Raw genomic sequence first — 15,024 nt, forward strand, 5'->3', positions numbered from 1 at the left:
CTCTTGCTGCACATCGACTGATCGCACCCTGTTCAGGGTGCTGGTTCGTCAACCAAATCAAAGGCGACCTTCGGGTCGCCTTTGTTCTTATGCTCTGCGGTACTTCTATCACTCGTCGGTTATCAAGAGTGATCAGCGTCCTGCGGATCGGCATCGAGACGGCAGTTGGGGGGAGAGAACTTCCCATGGTGTTTGGGCATAGCGTGAATGGCCTCGTTGACCTTGAGGAGCTGCTCTTCGCTCATGCTGTTTTTGGCAAACATCAGGCTGACCGGCTGATGGTGCAGCAACAGCTGACAACTGATAAACCCCTCGGCGCCCAATTGGGAGAGCCGATAGCGTGCATATTGCCACTCCATAATGATGCCATCGAGACGGCGGGCCAGCAGCAGTTCGATTAGTCGATCATCGGAATTGTACTCGGTCGCCCCCTTGAGGGCAGGACACTCGTCCATTTGATGAATGGGGCGAGTACCGCGCAGTTTGCCAATTTTGAGCTCCTTGTTGTGGCACAGTTTGGACAAGGTATCGAGCTTTCCCCAGCGATCCTGATGGCCTGGAATCGGGTTATTACTCAACAGCACATAGGCGCTCTGGCGATAGGGTGCAGAGAAGCGGGCATACTTCTGCCGCTCCGGCAGGGGGAGGGCGGCCATCGCCACATCCAGCTGATCGTGCTCCACCAGATGGAGTGCCCGCGCCCAGGGGATCTCACGAAATTTGGGGGCAAAGCCCGCCTGGGTGAGGATCTGGCGAGTCAGGCTGACATCCAGCCCGTCCAGCTCACCCCTGTTGTTGATTTGACTGAAGGGGGGCCAGTGGCTCCAGGCCACGGTCAGGGTCTGACTGGCCTGCAGGGAAGGGGTCAGCAAAAGCAGCAGCAGGCAGAGCTTGGCCTGCCAGTTGCCGTGGGGACGATATTGCGTGCTCATAGCTTAACCTCGTTATTCTGCTTTTTGTTCTCTGCTATCCCGTGCGCCTGCGACCCGCGCATCACGATGGCGGGACAGGTAATATGTTGTCAGTTAATAGTGTGGTGCGTGCTTCACTGGTCAACGGGATTATTCGGTGGAGAGCAGAGGGCTTTTCTGTGCGTGCTGGGAGGAGCATCACATTTTTCTCGTTTATCCGGCACAACTCCGTTAGACTGCGCCCCTATTCTTTCCCCTTTGCTCTGCTCCCCGGGGAAATCGTTGTGTTCTCAACAGGCCCGAGTCTGGCGAGATGGCATCGGCTCAGCAGAGGAGCCCCATCCCGGATTGTCGGCGCCCCTATCCCTAGCAGGTAACTATGAGTTTTACTTCCCTCGGTCTGGCCGAACCCTTGTTGCGTGCCGTTGCCGAACAAGGCTACGACACCCCGTCTCCCATTCAGCAACAAGCGATCCCCGCCGTTCTGGCTGGCCGCGATCTGATGGCGGCGGCCCAAACAGGGACCGGCAAGACCGCAGGCTTTACCCTGCCGATGCTGCAACGTCTGATGGAGAGCAAGCGCAAGGTCTCTCCGAACCGCGTCCGTGCGCTGGTACTGACCCCGACGCGCGAGCTGGCCGCCCAGGTGGGCGAGAGCGTGCGCAACTATGGCAAGCATCTGCCCCTGCGCAGCCACGTGGTATTCGGTGGCGTGAGCATCAACCCGCAGATGATGGCGACTCGCCGTGGTCTGGACGTGCTGGTGGCCTGTCCTGGCCGTCTGATCGATCTCTACAACCAGAATGCCGTCAAGTTTGACGAAGTGGAGATCCTGGTACTGGACGAAGCGGATCGCATGCTCGACATGGGCTTTATCCGCGACATCCGCCGCATCCTGACCCTGCTGCCGAAGAAGCGCCAGAACCTGCTCTTCTCCGCCACCTTCGCCGATGAAATTCGCGAGCTGGCCACTGGCCTGCTGGACAACCCGGCTGTCATTGAAGTTGCCCCGCGCAACAGTACCGCCGAGCGTATCGAGCAGCTGGTGCACCCGTGCGACAAGGCCAACAAGATTGCCCTGCTGAGCCACCTGATCTCCAGCAACAACTGGCAGCAGGTGCTGGTCTTTACCCGTACCAAGCACATCGCCAACCGCGTTGCCGAGAAGCTTGAAAAAGACGGCATCAGTGCTGCCGCCATTCACGGCAACAAGAGCCAGGGCGCCCGTACCCGCGCGCTGGCCGGTTTCAAGGATGGCAGTGTGCGCGTGATGGTGGCGACCGACATCGCGGCCCGTGGCCTCGATATCGACAAGCTGCCGCAGGTAGTGAACTTCGAGCTGCCGAACGTGGCGGAAGATTACGTGCACCGTATCGGTCGTACCGGTCGTGCCGGCGCGGCCGGTCACGCCATCTCCCTGGTTGCGGCCGATGAAGGCAAACTGATCAAAGCCATCGAGCGTCTGACCAAGCAGAACATCCCCTGCGAGCAGGTGGCTGGTTTTGAAGCGTCCCGCGAGACCCTCGACAACATCGCCCGTGGTATCGGCGCGCCGCTGCGCAAAGAGCCCCGTGATCCGAGCGAGCAGCGCCGTGCGCCGCGTCCGCAAGGTCAAGGCCAGCGTCAGGGTGCCGCTCGCTCCGGCAACAATGGTGGCAACGCAGGTGCTAACCGCTCCGGCAACGGCGGCAAGCCCAAGCCCCAGGGGGGTCAGCGTCCGGCTGATGGCGCCGCCAAGCCGGCTCAGGCCCGTCGTCCCCGTCGCGCCAGCCACAACCAGTAAGGGCAAGGAGAGCCACTCTCCCGCTCTGAACGGTTAAACGAAAAGCCCTGCCATATCGGCAGGGCTTTTCTATTTCTGCTGTCCCGTCCTGAATATGGTTTACACATTTCCCCCCAATAAATGGAGAACCCGATGGGACAAGGTGTGAAACGGACACAGCGCGATTACTCGCTGACTTTTAAACTGGCACTGGTCGAGCAGATTGAAAAAGGCGAGCTCACCTACAAACAGGCTCAGGTGCGTTATGGCATTCAGGGCCGCTCCACCGTTCTGGTATGGTTGCGTAAACATGGTCGGCAAGATTGGAGCCAGGGGGCTTCTGTGCGCGCCGGCAGGAGCATCACCATGCCTGACCCCGACAACCAGACGCCCGAACAGCGCATCAAGGAACTCGAGCAACAGCTGGCGCTGATGAGTCAGAAGGCCCAGTTCTTTGAGGCCGTCGTCGATGTACTGAAGAATGAATACGGCGTCTCCATCGTAAAAAAGCGACCCGGCAAGTCCTCTCGCAGCGGCAAGTAGAGAGGCTGACCATTGTCAGGGCTTGCCTGTTTCTGGGGATAAGCCGGCAGGCTTACTACAAGCGCAATCGGGTTGCAGACTTGCGCCATGCACAAGCGCTGCACGTGGTGCGCTACGTGCGCCAGGTACGATTACGCCAGCCACAGGTGGGTACCCGCAAGCTGCATTATCTGCTTCAGGGTCAGGATGATGCCTGGCTCAAGGTCGGGCGGGACAGGCTGTTTCGGATATTGGCCGAGTACCGCTTGCTGGTGCAGCCCAGGCGGGCGTATCACAAGACCACCCACAGTTTTCACCGTTTCTACCGTCATCCCAACTTGCTCAAGGCGGGGCCGGAGCAGGTCACGCCGGTGGCACCGGAGCATGTCTGGGTCGCCGACATCACCTATCTGCCAGCCAGGAGCGGGCCGCTGTACCTGAGCCTGGTGACGGATGCTTACTCACGCAAGATAGTGGGCCATCACGTGCACGAGGGGATGCACGCCGAGTCGGTAGCGATGGCGTTCAGGAAAGCGCTGAAGCAACGGCGTGGCGGCGGGGAGCTTATCCATCACTCAGACCGCGGAGTACAGTATTGTTCTGGCCTGTATCAGTCATTACATGAACGGTACGGGGTGAGATGCTCGATGACCGATGGTTATGACTGTTACCAGAATGCGTTGGCGGAACGGGTGAACGGGATTTTGAAGGGAGAGTTGTTGTTGCAAAGCCCACAGGACCTGGCGCAAGCGCGGGAAATGGTGCGTGAAGCTGTGGATATTTACAACGAGGAGCGGCCGCATCATGCGTTGAAATACAGAACCCCCGATGCGGTACATAGGGGGTTCTGAGTAGATAAATGCTAGTTGAAAATGTGTAAACCTATTTCAGGACTAGACATGCTTCTGCAGCTCCGCGTTTGGCTGACCTGCTCTGGTCAGGAGAGCAGGGCGGTGAGCAGGAGACAGGCAGCACTCAGCAAAATGACGGTGAAAGTCAGCCCCATTCCCACTATTCGATAGCGGAAATTCTCCGGCGTGCGGCTCATGCCGAAGGCGTGACAGAGGCGACCAAGCAGCAGGGCACTCCCTAGCAGATGAACCAGCCAGGGGGCATGGCTGCCGGTTTCGACGAAATAGATGAGCAGCAGGGCGAGGGGGACATACTCGGCAAAGTTGGCGTGCACCCGCATGGCCCGCAGCATGGCGGGATCATCGCCATGGCCGAGCGCCACTTTCTGGCGGTGACGGGTGCGAATGGTGCGTACGCTGAGCAGGACAAAGAGCAGGGCAAGCAGGGCTGCATAGATGGGCAGTATGGTCATGGCGTAGGGCTCCCGAGGTGATGGATAAGCATGGATCTGTTGCGCGCTCAATGGCTTGCCCTTGAGGGTAGCAGTAAAGGGGGCTCGGCCATGGCGCCCAAAGCACCCTTGCCGGATAAAAAAGCCCCGCCAGTCTGGCAGGGCTTGTTGTCTGGTTTTAGGTGGCGTGCTCTGTCAGCTGCACTTCGCCAGTCAGGCGCCGTAGGGGAGAGAGGAGTGGTGCAGCACGATGCGCACCTTGCCATCATTCCCCTTCTTGAAACCCCAGCTCTTGTCGACCGTGGTCTCCTTGTTGTCGCGATCCACCAGATGCACCTTGCCCATGGTCAGCGCCATGTTGCCGTTGATATAGACGGCGGCATTGTCATAGCGGTAGCTCTGCCAGTTTTTCAGGGCAAAGCCGCTATCTGCCGGATAGGCGCTGTTGTTGCCGACAAAATAGGCCAGCGCCCCCTCGCGGGTGGTGCGAAAGGTCTGCTCACCACCGGCGAGGGTGGGTTTGAACAGTACCGGCCCCTGCTGGTAGCCATAAGCGCTGTCGAGTACCGCCTCGGCGGTGGCTTTGGCGCGCTCAATGCCGCCGGCCCGATAGTCATCGCTGATCTTGATGAGCGCCGCGCCCCAGGCATCCTGCGCCGCCTTGATGTCGGCCTCGGTGATATTGTTGTTGGTGATTTCGGCCGCGCTGAGGGCGCCGCTGGCTGCCAGCAGAGCAAGGGCAAGGGAACTCTTCGTGAGATGCAACATCATTGTTTTCAGGCTCCTGAAAGCGATAAACGAGGGGGCAGTGTAGCGAGCGGGCATGAACGGGTTTTGAACTGTCCGTTCAGGCTTCGGTGGCAAAAAAGATTGTATAAAACACGGTTCTTGGCGGTTTGTTCTGTAGTGCCCCGATCAGCGGATGGGGGTCAGCAGGGCCGAGAAGTAGCGCTCCTGCATCTGCTGCCAGCGGCCGCTCGCTATCAGCTGCTGCTGGGATTGGACAAGGGCGGCGATATCGGCCTGGCGGCTCTTGTTGAGGTAGAGATAAACCTCGATATCAGAGACCCGTTTCCATGGTGCGGCAAGGGGGGATTGATTGGTGGGCAGTAGCCGGATCACCCAGTCGGTTCTGCCGCGCTGGAGCAGGGCGAGACCCTGCTTCTCATCGTTGAACCAGACGATGCGTCGACTGTCGAGATAGCGGCTGCACCACTGAATGCCGCGCAGGCAGCCAACCCGCTCCTGACTGGCGGGTGGCCAGCTGGCGTCCTGCTTGCTCTGGGCATAGATGGTCACTTCGCCAATCGCCGTGCCGACCGGGATCATATGCGGATGGGTCTGCTCAAAGCCCTTGATCCGGGCGATATCGCCAGCGATGGTGCTATCGGAATCAAGCAGCTTTTTGCAGCGGGCGCTGGTACAGGGGATAAAGGTAAAATCGACCCTGGCCTTGCCAAACCACTCCTCATAGAAGGGGCGCAGCAGGGGGATATATTCCACGGGCGCCGCCAGCGTCAGGGGCGCGCCCTGGGCAATCGAGTTCAGGCAAAACAGCAGCCACCAGCCAGCCCACTTCATACCTTGCTCCCCACTCCATTGCATATGGAAAAAGCGTAGCTGAAACGTCCTTTATCCCTCTTGTGCGAGGAGGGAATGGGCAGAATCATGGCAGCGTTGATAGCACAAAGCCCCGCCAAGTTAATTGGCGGGGCTTTGCTTTCAGTATCGGGGATTACAGCGCGGGCAGCAGCCCCATGCTGACGCTGATCTGGACGCCAACAATCAGCACGCCCATGGCGGCGGCCACTCCCAGCGCCACTACGCCACCCGGGGCGCGGTAGTGATGGGCAGGCGCCTGCTTGCGGCTCTGCCATACCAGCGCCACCGGCAGCAGTACCGCGAGGATCGCCAGCGCAATGGCAGCGTAGCCGAGGGCCATGATAAAGCCCTGCGGGAAGTAGAGGGCAAACAGCAATGGCGGCACAAAGGTGATAAGGCCAGTCTGGGTGCGGCCCTGCCAGTTGTCCTTGCGGCGGGTCACCTTGGCCATAAAGTCAAACAGTCCCAGCGTTACCCCGAGGAAGGAGGTGGCGAGCGCCAGGTCGGCAAACAAGTGCATCGCCTGATTAAACACAGGCCAGCTCACCAGTTTGCCGACGTTTGCCAGCAGGCTGTCCAGCGCACCACCGGTTTGCAGCAGGGCTTGTTGGCCGAGCAAACCAAGGATCGCTACCTGCCACAGCACGTAGAGGATCAGTGGCAGGGCTGAGCCCCAGACAAAGACCCGACGCAGCTGTTTTGGGCAGTCACCGAGGTAGAGCATCACGCTCGGAATGGAGCCGTGAAAGCCAAACGAGGTGAAGATGACCGGCAGGCCCGCCAGCAACAGGCCCTGACCCAGCGGCATCGAGAGCAGATGCTGCCCTTCGGTGCGGGGCAGCAGCAACGCCAGCACCACCACCATGATCACCAGTTTGACGGTGAACATCAGCCGGTTGAGGTAATCCACCGAGCGGGTGCCGACACAGACCATGCCGCCAAACAGCAGAGTAAAGGCCCAGGCGGCCTGCTCCTGGCTGAGGGTCATGCCCGCATCGGCCAGCGCCTGTGCCAGCAGGCTGCTGCCGCCGCTGATGTAGGCGGAGGCCAGCGAGTAGAACAACATCAGGATACAGAAGGAGGCGATGCGCTTGCCCCAGGGGCCGAGCAGATGATCCGCCAGCTGGTGCAGGTACCACTTGCCGGTGTTGAGGCTTGCCTCCACTTGCAGCATGGCGGTGAAGGCCATCAGGGCCCAGAGGCCGACCATCAACATCAGGGTGGCGGGGCCGCCGAGGGAGGAGGAGGCCAGCGGCAGGGCCAGCATGCCGGCACCTATGGTGGTGCCGGCAATCAACAGGGTACAACCCAGAGTTTTGGTATTCATCTTATCCATCCGAACGTAGCGGTGTCAGTGCAAACAGGCGATGTCAGCATTGACGTCAACAAAAGGGGGCCGATTGGCGTTATCAGAAGGTGCCTCCGGTGATAGGGCCGGAGGCTAGCAATATCGGAACGGGAACATCTGTACCTAAAACCTGTCAGTTGTAAAAGATGGTTGCCACGTTAGCGGATCAAAATAGCGGAAACAACCCCTTTTATACGGATCTTGTGCTGGCTTGTGGCAACAAGTGGAAATAAATGATGACAGCGGTAGCTAATTGCAGAAAAAATCACCGAGAAAATGACTGACTGGGGCTTATTTATACAGATCAGCCAAGTGGCAGCAGTACGGATAGGGGGCAGGGAGTGCCTTGTCGTGGCGTTGGCGTTTAGTTGCGGGGTGAAAGGAGTGTGGAGGCCGGTTGTTTAGTCGGCCAGACGGTAGCGAAAGCAAAGCGGGCGGGTAGTGTTGTGGGGGAAAACAATAAGGCTGCCGATGCCGGCAGCCTTATTGTCATCTGGTTTCTTTACCCACCCATTGACAGTAAATCGGGTCTGCTGCGGTCAGGTTAGCGACGGCGCTTGAGGGTGCGGCTTACATAGTGCAGCCCGCTCTGGTAGTCGCCGTTCACCGCCTTGAGCGCCAGCTCCAGCGCCTGGCTCGCCAGCGCGTCGTGCTGCTGGGGCAGGGAGTTGATGCCAAAGGGGAGGAAGTCGAGCAGCCGATCGTCCCCGAAGGTAGCCATGGCGAGCTGGCTCATATCGATCTCTTGCTCCAACAGGTAGTCGAGTACCCCCTCCATCAGGATATAGGAGGTAGTAATTAGCGCTTCGGGCAGTTGACCCAGCTGCAGGTGCAGATCCTTGATCAGGCGATACCCCTCAAGGCGGGAGAAGTGATCCCCTTCGCACAGATGGCGAGCCGCGCTGTGACTGGCGACCGCCTGCTCGAAACCGGCTTTGCGCTCCTGACTAATCGTGAGTGCTGGCAGCGCGGTGATCAAGGCGATATGGCGCAGAGTCGGGGTGAGCAGGGAGCTGGTGAGATCAAAGCTCGCTTTCTCGTTTTCACTGGCGACGGTGACGAACTTGTCGGCGGCCATCGCCCGGTCGATGGCGAGGATCTGGCTGCCTTGCGCCTGCAATTTGCCGTAGAAGGGGTCGTCTGGCGGCAGGCAACTGGCCACCAGCAGGGCGTCCACATGGCGGCTCACCAGCATATGGGCCAGCTCTTTTTCTGTGGCGGGCTCATCTTCCGAGCAGACGATGAGCAGCTGATAGCCCTGCGCCCGGGCCCCCTGTTCCAGCCGTTTGGCCAGCTTGGCGTAACTGGCGTTCTCAAGGTCGGGCAGGATAAAGCCGAGGGTCTTGGTCTGGCCGCCACGCAGGGAGGCTGCGCGGCTGTCCGGCTGATAGTTGTGGGCGGTGACCACGGCCATCACCTTGTCGCGGGTGGCCTGGCTGATGCGGTATTGGTCGGCCTTGCCATTGATCACATAGCTTGCCGTGGTGCGCGAGACACCGGCGAGGGCGGCGATTTCATCCAGTTTCATCATATTGGCTCTGTTTGAGTTGCAAGGCCCACGGTCACTGCCGGGTGAGGGCACCGAAAAGTGTGCGCGGGATCATATCATTGAAAAGCACTCTTTGTGGGTACTTGATCAATTCGCTGAAACGATTCAGTCTGAGTGTAAGTGAAACGATTCAGCCTGTCAGCAACGAAGAGACCCAGTGGCCTGAAAATCAGGCCCCGATCACAGTGAACCGTGTTCAGGTCTATTGTCAGCTGGCGAGTTATCCGAATGTTCAATTGTGACGTACCGGCGTGGCCGGAACCTGATGGAGAGTCTCTATGTTGAAGTTGGCGCGAGAGCAGATCTTGCTGGGGCAGTCGGTGGCGACCAAGTCGGACGCCATTGCCCTGCTGGCAGGCAAACTGACCGAAGCCGGTCTGGTGGAAGCGGGCTATGTGGATGGGATGCTGGCCCGTGAAGCGCAGCATGCCACCTATCTTGGCAGCGGCATCGCCATTCCCCACGGCACCACCGATACCCGTCATCTGGTGAAGAACACAGGCGTCATGGTGGCCCAGTTCCCCAATGGTATCGAGTGGGATGAGGGGCAGATCGCCTATGTCGCCATCGGCATCGCCGCCAAGTCCGACGAGCATCTGGGCATTTTGCGCCAGCTCACCCATGTGCTGGGTGACGAGCAGGCGGCAGCTCAGCTCAAAGAGGCCACCGATGCCGACACCATCATCAACATCCTGACTGGCGCCACTGCCGCCAAAGAGGTGCAATACCTGACCCTGGCTGACTTCCCGGCCGATGATCGCGACCAACTGCTGCTGGGAGCAGCCGCCCGCGCCAAGTCTGCGGGCTGGGGCGATGCAGCCATGGTGAGCGCGCTGCTGGCAAGCGAACCTGCCTATCTGGGCGAAGGCGTCTGGCTCGCCCGGGCGCAAGCGGCCCAGACCGGTTGGGTGCTGGCCACCCCGAGTAGCGCCCTCACGGCAGGGGAGCTGCCGGTCAGCGCCATGCTGCTGCTGTGCGCCGCAGATAGCAGCCATCTGCCGCAACTGGAGAATCTGGCCAAACTGGCGGCTGCCGGTCAGCTGGCGACGCTGGCGGGCAATGACGCTCTGGCCATGCTGCAAGCTGGTCCTGCGAGCGGTCTTTCCGAAACCTTCACCATCATCAATCCCCATGGCCTGCACGCCCGCCCGGGCGCCATGCTGGTCAAGGTGGCCAAAGGGTTTGAATCCGATATCCGGGTTGCCAATCTGGATGGCAGCGGCGAGGCAGTCTCCGCCAAGAGCCTGATGAAGGTGATCGGCCTTGGGGTCAAGTGCGGTCACCGTCTGGCATTTCGCGCCGAAGGGGCAGATGCCGAAGCGGCCCTCAAGGGGATCGGTGAGGCGATCGCCGCTGGTCTCGGCGAGGGGGCGCATTGATGAAGATTGTCACCATTACCCTTAACCCTGCCCTTGATCTCACTACTCGCCTTGAGGCAATGAGCCTGGGCGAGGTGAATCTGGTGAGTGAGGCCAACCTGCGTGCGGCGGGCAAAGGGATCAACGTCGCCATGGTGCTCAAGGACTTGGGTCGTGAGGTGGGCGTCACCGGCTGGCTGGGCGCTGACAATGAGCAGAGCTTTGTCTCCCTGTTTGCAGAGCGGGCGCTGGATGATCACTTTGTGCGCGTCGCGGGCAGCACCCGCATCAACGTCAAGATCTCCGAGCAATCCGGTCGGGTCACCGATCTCAACCTGCCGGGGCTCACCATCCAGCAAGGGGAGGTGAGCGCGCTGGAGCAGGCCATCGACGAGTTGGCTCCGCATGCTGAGTGGTTCGTGCTGGCGGGCAGCCTGCCCAAAGGGGTGGCTCCCGATTACTGCGCCCATCTGATCCGTCTGCTCAAGGCCAAGGGCAAGCAGGTGATCTTCGATTGCAGCGGCGCGGCCTTAAGCGAAGGGATCAAGGCAGCGCCGACCCTGGTCAAACCCAATCTGGAGGAGCTGAGCCAGTGGGCGGGTCGACCTATCAAGACCCTGAGCGAACAGGCCGAGTGTGCCCGCGCGCTGCAGGCGAGCGGGATCCCCAACGTGGTGATCTCCAATGGCGCCGATGGCCTTATCTGGTTTGCCCCGGATGCCGTCTGGCAAGCCATTCCGCCGCGGATGCAGGTGGTCAGCACGGTCGGTGCTGGCGACTCCCTGGTGGCCGGTCTCGCCCATGGTCTGAGCCTTGGCTGGGCGCCGGAGCAGACCCTGCGGCTGGCCACTGCCGTCTCGGCCTTGGCGGTCAGTCAGGTGGCGGTCGGTTTTAGCGATATCAGTGTGCTCAACCCCTTACTTGAACAGGTGCGCGTACAGCCTCTGGATGAGCTGGCACCGGTTCAATGCCATACCCCCTCAATGGAAAACTCAGGAGATGCCCAATGAAAGCAATCTTGGTTACGGCTTGCCCGGCGGGCATTGCCACCAGCTTTCTCGCTGCAAAACGGATAGAACAGCAGGCCAAACTGGCTGGCTGGGAGCTCACCCTCGACGTCGGCTCCAGCGTGCAGCCTCGCCAAGTACCGAGCAAGGAGCAGATTGCCGCCGCCGATCTGGTGCTGGTTGTCGCCAGTGCCCCGGTGGATCTCGCCGCCTATGATGGCAAGCGAGTCTATCAGGGCAGCATGGATCTCGCCCTGCAGGATCCGGCTGCCTTGCTGGAAGCCGCAACCAGCGGTGCCAGTGTTTATCGTCATCAAGCCGACTCCGCCGTTGCCAATGCTGCCGCCAAACCGGCCGCCGTTGGCAAGCACATTGTGGCAGTGACAGCGTGCCCGACTGGCGTAGCCCACACCTTTATGTCGGCAGAAGCGCTGGAGACCATGGCCAAACAGCTGGGTTATCAGATCCGCGTTGAGACCCAAGGCTCGGTCGGTGCCCAGAACGCCCTGACTGCCGAGGAGATTGCCGCTGCCGATCTGGTGTTCCTCGCCACCGATATCGAAGTGGACATGGCGCGCTTTGACGGTAAGCCGGTCTATCGTACCAGCACGGGCGCGGCATTGAAGAAAACCCGCGTCGAGATCGACAAGGCGTGGAATGAGGCGACACTGTATCGCCACAGCGGCGCCAGCCAACCCAAGAAAGAGGAAAAAGCCGGCCCCTACAAGCATCTGCTGACCGGCGTCTCCTTCATGCTGCCGATGGTGGTGGCGGGCGGCCTTATCATCGCGCTCTCGTTCGTATTCGGTATCGAAGCGTTCAAGGTGGAAGGCACTCTGGCCGCCGCTCTGATGAAGATCGGTGGTGGCTCAGCCTTCGCCCTGATGATCCCGGTGCTGGCCGGTTACATTGCCTACTCCATCGCTGACCGTCCGGGTCTCGCCCCCGGCATGATCGGCGGCATGCTGGCAAGCTCGCTGGGTGCCGGTTTCCTTGGCGGCATCGTGGCCGGTTTCCTGGCCGGTTACAGTGCCAAGTACCTGAGCGACAAGGTACGTCTGCCGAATACCCTAGAAGCGCTCAAGCCCATCCTGATCATTCCGTTGGTGGCCAGCCTCTTTACCGGTCTGGTGATGATCTACGTAGTGGGTGGTCCGGTGGCTAGCATCATGAATGCCATGACAGAGTTCCTCAACAACATGGGCTCTGCCAACGCCGTGCTGCTGGGTGTCATCATCGGCGCCATGATGTGCTTTGACATGGGCGGCCCGGTCAACAAGGCGGCTTACGCCTTCGGTGTCGGCCTGCTGGCCTCCAAAACCTATGCCCCCATGGCTGCTGTGATGGCCGCCGGTATGGTGCCGGCACTGGGGATGGGAATTGCCACATTCCTGGCCCGTACCAAGTTCATCAAGGCGGAGCAGGAAGCGGGAAAAGCATCCTTCGTACTGGGTCTGTGCTTTATCTCCGAGGGGGCCATTCCGTTTGCCGCCAAGGATCCGATGCGCGTCATCCCGGCCTGTATGGTTGGCGGCGCCCTGACCGGTGCACTTTCCATGCTGTTCGGCTGCGAACTGATGGCACCCCACGGCGGTCTGTTTGTGCTGTTCATCCCGCACGCCATCAGCAATGTCATGATGTATATCGTGGCCATTGCAGCAGGCTCGCTGCTGACCGGGGTCTCCTACGCCATGCTCAAGCGCGGCGAAGAGCAGGCCAAGCTGGCCACGGCATAAGCCTCGCCACCCGGCAAGACGTCATAACCAAGAGCGGCCTGTGGGCCGCTTTTTGTTTTGTCGGGAGGATAGGTAACCTGTGAGGGGAAGATAGGGAGTGGTTAAAACTCCCAGCCTTGTTGTTCTGGCAACTGGGGTTGCGCTCCTTCCAGCGCTTTTCGCCGCGCAGCCTCAACCCGCGCCTTGCGGGCGCGACACAGACGCATTACATCCTGTTGCTGGGCCGGGCTCATTTTCTGCCAGTTGAAACGCTCCTCGCGATTGCGCAGGCATCCTTTGCAATAGCCCTTGTTGTTCACCTCGCAGACCCCGATACAGGGGCTCTGCAACGGGAATATTTCGAGCTGTTCCATCCATTACCTCGCATATCCTGTCACCTTGTTATAACCCAGCATCCTCCCTTTGGAAAAATCTCTCTTCAAGTGATTGATGTCGTTTGCTTTCCCCCTGCAAATTTGGCATCTTGCCGCCGAGCAGGACTCTTGGTGTTAAATGAGGACATATGAACAAACACGGATTCTGGCTGACCGCGATAGTGCTGGGGTTGGCCGGGTGTGCGGGTAACTCTGACAAAGCAGAGGTGCCCAAAAAACAGACTGATGACAGATGTTTTCTCAACTGCGAGGTGCCGGAAAATCTGGGCAAGCAGTATCTGGACGGTACCTTGCCGGGGGATCTGGTGCGGGTCGAGCGGGTCAACAGTCGTGCCAGTGCCGATTACAGCAAATTTGGCCCCCAGAGTCGCATTGTCATGCAGCGTTCAGGGCGGATGGCGAGCCGTTATGGTGAACTATATCGTCTGCTCTCCCGCTGGGTAGCGAACGGCGGCAATCCTGCCGACATCACCCGTTACGGTATCAGCCTGGCTCAGCTGGGCGGCGCCGATCGCATGGGCAACGTGCTCTTTACCGGTTACTACTCGCCGGTGCTGGAGGTGCGTCACCGCCCCGATGCCAAATACAAATATCCCATCTATGCCATGCCAAAATGTGGCGGTCGCTGTCCGACCCGGGCACAGATCCACCAGGGCGCCCTTGCCAACCGCGGGTTGGAGCTGGGTTACAGCAAATCCCTTATCGACAACTTCCTGATGGACGTACAGGGATCGGGCTTTGTTCACTACGGTGACGACGATAGGCTGCAATATCTGGGTTACAGCGGCAAGAACGGCCACGGCTATGTGAGCATTGGCCGGGTGCTGATTGACCGCGGTGAAGTGCCCAAGGAGCAGATGTCGATGAAGGCCATCAAGGAGTGGGCCAACCAGCAACCTGAGCACAGGGTCAAGGAGCTGGTAGAGCAGAACCCCTCCTATGTCTTCTTCGAGCGTCGCCCGACTAATGATGTGATCGGTGCCGCCGGTATCCCGCTGCTGCCGCTGGCAGCCGTCGCTGCCGACAAGACCCTGCTGCCGATGGGTACCCCGATCCTGGCCGAAGTTCCCTTGCTCGATAAAGAGGGCAACTGGACCGGCAAGCACCAGCTGCGCTTGTTGATTGCGCTGGATGTGGGCGGGGCGGTGAAGAAGGGTCACCTCGATCTCTACCACGGCATGGGTGAGAAGGCAGGTGTCGCGGCCGGTCACTACAAGCACTTTGGCCGTGTCTGGAAGCTGGGCCTGCACCACGGGCCGACTGCTGCCCCCTGGTTGTAATACTCTGAGGGTTTGGGCGTCTGTCATCGGGCGCTCGAGCAAAGATGAATGTCTAGTCCTGAAATAGGTTTACACATTTTCAACTAGCATTTTTCTACTCAGAACCCCCTATGTACCGCATCGGGGGTTCTGTATTTCAACGCATGATGCGGCCGCTCCACGTTGTAAATATCCACCGCTTCACGCACCATTTTTCGCGCTTGCGTCAAATCCTGCGGGCTTTGCAACAATAACTCTCCTTTCAAAATCCCGTTCACCCGCTCCGCCAACGC

At 59.9% G+C, this 15,024-nt stretch carries 14 protein-coding genes; 6 read left to right on the top strand and 8 right to left on the bottom strand.

The genetic code is table 11. The features are described from left to right. Positions 1 to 122: 122 nt before the first annotated feature. Entirely contained in the window at positions 123 to 932 is an 810-nt protein-coding gene (locus G5229_RS03660) for a substrate-binding periplasmic protein (protein WP_421208493.1), read from the bottom strand. A gap of 358 nt (positions 933 to 1,290) precedes the next feature. On the opposite strand from G5229_RS03660, the gene G5229_RS03665 reads away from it, so the two are divergent. Together G5229_RS03665 and G5229_RS03670 are read left to right on the top strand one after the other, a co-directional pair. After that, positions 1,291 to 2,694, top strand: a complete 1,404-nt coding sequence (locus G5229_RS03665) for a DEAD/DEAH box helicase (RefSeq protein WP_421208494.1) — start codon at positions 1,291 to 1,293, stop codon at positions 2,692 to 2,694. 132 nt (positions 2,695 to 2,826) lie between these two features. Beyond that, positions 2,827 to 4,046 (top strand): IS3 family transposase gene (locus tag G5229_RS03670; RefSeq protein ID WP_421208495.1). Its coding sequence is split into 2 segments (ribosomal slippage): positions 2,827 to 3,175 and positions 3,175 to 4,046, totalling 1,221 coding nucleotides; the frame shifts between segments, so codons are not numbered across the junction. A gap of 86 nt (positions 4,047 to 4,132) precedes the next feature. Here the strand turns inward: G5229_RS03670 and G5229_RS03675 are convergent. From G5229_RS03675 to cra, 5 genes are all read right to left on the bottom strand, one after another. Continuing rightward, on the bottom strand, positions 4,133 to 4,519 hold the full coding sequence (locus tag G5229_RS03675; protein ID WP_203976133.1) for an MAPEG family protein: 387 nt from the start codon (positions 4,517 to 4,519) through the stop codon (positions 4,133 to 4,135). Positions 4,520 to 4,711: 192 nt separating this feature from the next. Further along, the gene (locus G5229_RS03680) at positions 4,712 to 5,269 is read right to left on the bottom strand and encodes a hypothetical protein (RefSeq protein ID WP_421208496.1); all 558 of its coding nucleotides are present in this window, start codon (positions 5,267 to 5,269) and stop codon (positions 4,712 to 4,714) included. A gap of 144 nt (positions 5,270 to 5,413) precedes the next feature. Next, the gene (locus tag G5229_RS03685; protein ID WP_216953544.1) at positions 5,414 to 6,079 is read right to left on the bottom strand and encodes a hypothetical protein; all 666 of its coding nucleotides are present in this window, start codon (positions 6,077 to 6,079) and stop codon (positions 5,414 to 5,416) included. A gap of 154 nt (positions 6,080 to 6,233) precedes the next feature. Beyond that, the gene (locus G5229_RS03690) at positions 6,234 to 7,427 is read right to left on the bottom strand and encodes an aromatic amino acid transport family protein (RefSeq protein ID WP_421208497.1); all 1,194 of its coding nucleotides are present in this window, start codon (positions 7,425 to 7,427) and stop codon (positions 6,234 to 6,236) included. 565 nt (positions 7,428 to 7,992) lie between these two features. Further along, positions 7,993 to 8,979, bottom strand: a complete 987-nt coding sequence (gene cra, locus G5229_RS03695; RefSeq protein ID WP_421208498.1) for a catabolite repressor/activator — start codon at positions 8,977 to 8,979, stop codon at positions 7,993 to 7,995. Between the two features lie 296 nt (positions 8,980 to 9,275). Here cra and fruB point away from each other — a divergent pair, with 296 nt between their 5' ends. From fruB to fruA, 3 genes are read left to right on the top strand one after another with little or no spacing between them, the layout of a single operon-like run. Further along, positions 9,276 to 10,376 carry a fused PTS fructose transporter subunit IIA/HPr protein gene (gene fruB / locus G5229_RS03700; protein ID WP_421208499.1) on the top strand — a complete coding sequence of 367 codons (1,101 nt, stop codon included), beginning with the start codon at positions 9,276 to 9,278 and terminating at the stop codon, positions 10,374 to 10,376. Next, positions 10,376 to 11,365, top strand: a complete 990-nt coding sequence (gene pfkB, locus G5229_RS03705; protein ID WP_421208500.1) for a 1-phosphofructokinase — start codon at positions 10,376 to 10,378, stop codon at positions 11,363 to 11,365. The genes fruB and pfkB overlap by 1 nt, the downstream gene beginning before the upstream one ends. After that, on the top strand, positions 11,362 to 13,098 hold the full coding sequence (gene fruA, locus G5229_RS03710; protein ID WP_421208501.1) for a PTS fructose transporter subunit IIBC: 1,737 nt from the start codon (positions 11,362 to 11,364) through the stop codon (positions 13,096 to 13,098). The genes pfkB and fruA overlap by 4 nt, the downstream gene beginning before the upstream one ends. Positions 13,099 to 13,199: 101 nt before the next feature. On the opposite strand, the gene G5229_RS03715 is transcribed toward fruA, so the two are convergent. Beyond that, a complete protein-coding gene (locus tag G5229_RS03715) occupies positions 13,200 to 13,451 on the bottom strand; it encodes a DUF1289 domain-containing protein (protein WP_216953548.1) in 252 nt (83 codons plus the stop codon). Positions 13,452 to 13,600: 149 nt separating this feature from the next. Here G5229_RS03715 and mltA point away from each other — a divergent pair, with 149 nt between their 5' ends. Further along, positions 13,601 to 14,752, top strand: coding sequence for a murein transglycosylase A (gene mltA, locus G5229_RS03720; protein WP_421208502.1), 1,152 nt, complete (start codon positions 13,601 to 13,603; stop codon positions 14,750 to 14,752). 98 nt (positions 14,753 to 14,850) lie between these two features. Here mltA and G5229_RS03725 read toward each other — a convergent pair. Continuing rightward, a partial coding sequence (locus G5229_RS03725) for an integrase core domain-containing protein (protein ID WP_421208531.1) occupies positions 14,851 to 15,024 on the bottom strand: 174 nt, incomplete at its 5' end.

This window comes from Aeromonas sp. 602396 (assembly GCF_049173735.1).
Lineage (GTDB): Bacteria > Pseudomonadota > Gammaproteobacteria > Enterobacterales > Aeromonadaceae > Aeromonas > Aeromonas veronii_A.

Coding starts and splice junctions, on each gene's coding strand:
- fruA (WP_421208501.1), top strand. CDS start 11,362: ATGAAAGCAATCTTGGTTACGGCTTGCCCGGCGGGCATTGCCACCAGC.
- G5229_RS03685 (WP_216953544.1), bottom strand. CDS start 6,079: ATGAAGTGGGCTGGCTGGTGGCTGCTGTTTTGCCTGAACTCGATTGCC.
- mltA (WP_421208502.1), top strand. CDS start 13,601: ATGAACAAACACGGATTCTGGCTGACCGCGATAGTGCTGGGGTTGGCC.
- G5229_RS03680 (WP_421208496.1), bottom strand. CDS start 5,269: ATGATGTTGCATCTCACGAAGAGTTCCCTTGCCCTTGCTCTGCTGGCA.
- G5229_RS03690 (WP_421208497.1), bottom strand. CDS start 7,427: ATGAATACCAAAACTCTGGGTTGTACCCTGTTGATTGCCGGCACCACC.
- G5229_RS03715 (WP_216953548.1), bottom strand. CDS start 13,451: ATGGAACAGCTCGAAATATTCCCGTTGCAGAGCCCCTGTATCGGGGTC.
- pfkB (WP_421208500.1), top strand. CDS start 10,376: ATGAAGATTGTCACCATTACCCTTAACCCTGCCCTTGATCTCACTACT.
- G5229_RS03660 (WP_421208493.1), bottom strand. CDS start 932: ATGAGCACGCAATATCGTCCCCACGGCAACTGGCAGGCCAAGCTCTGC.
- cra (WP_421208498.1), bottom strand. CDS start 8,979: ATGATGAAACTGGATGAAATCGCCGCCCTCGCCGGTGTCTCGCGCACC.
- G5229_RS03675 (WP_203976133.1), bottom strand. CDS start 4,519: ATGACCATACTGCCCATCTATGCAGCCCTGCTTGCCCTGCTCTTTGTC.
- fruB (WP_421208499.1), top strand. CDS start 9,276: ATGTTGAAGTTGGCGCGAGAGCAGATCTTGCTGGGGCAGTCGGTGGCG.
- G5229_RS03665 (WP_421208494.1), top strand. CDS start 1,291: ATGAGTTTTACTTCCCTCGGTCTGGCCGAACCCTTGTTGCGTGCCGTT.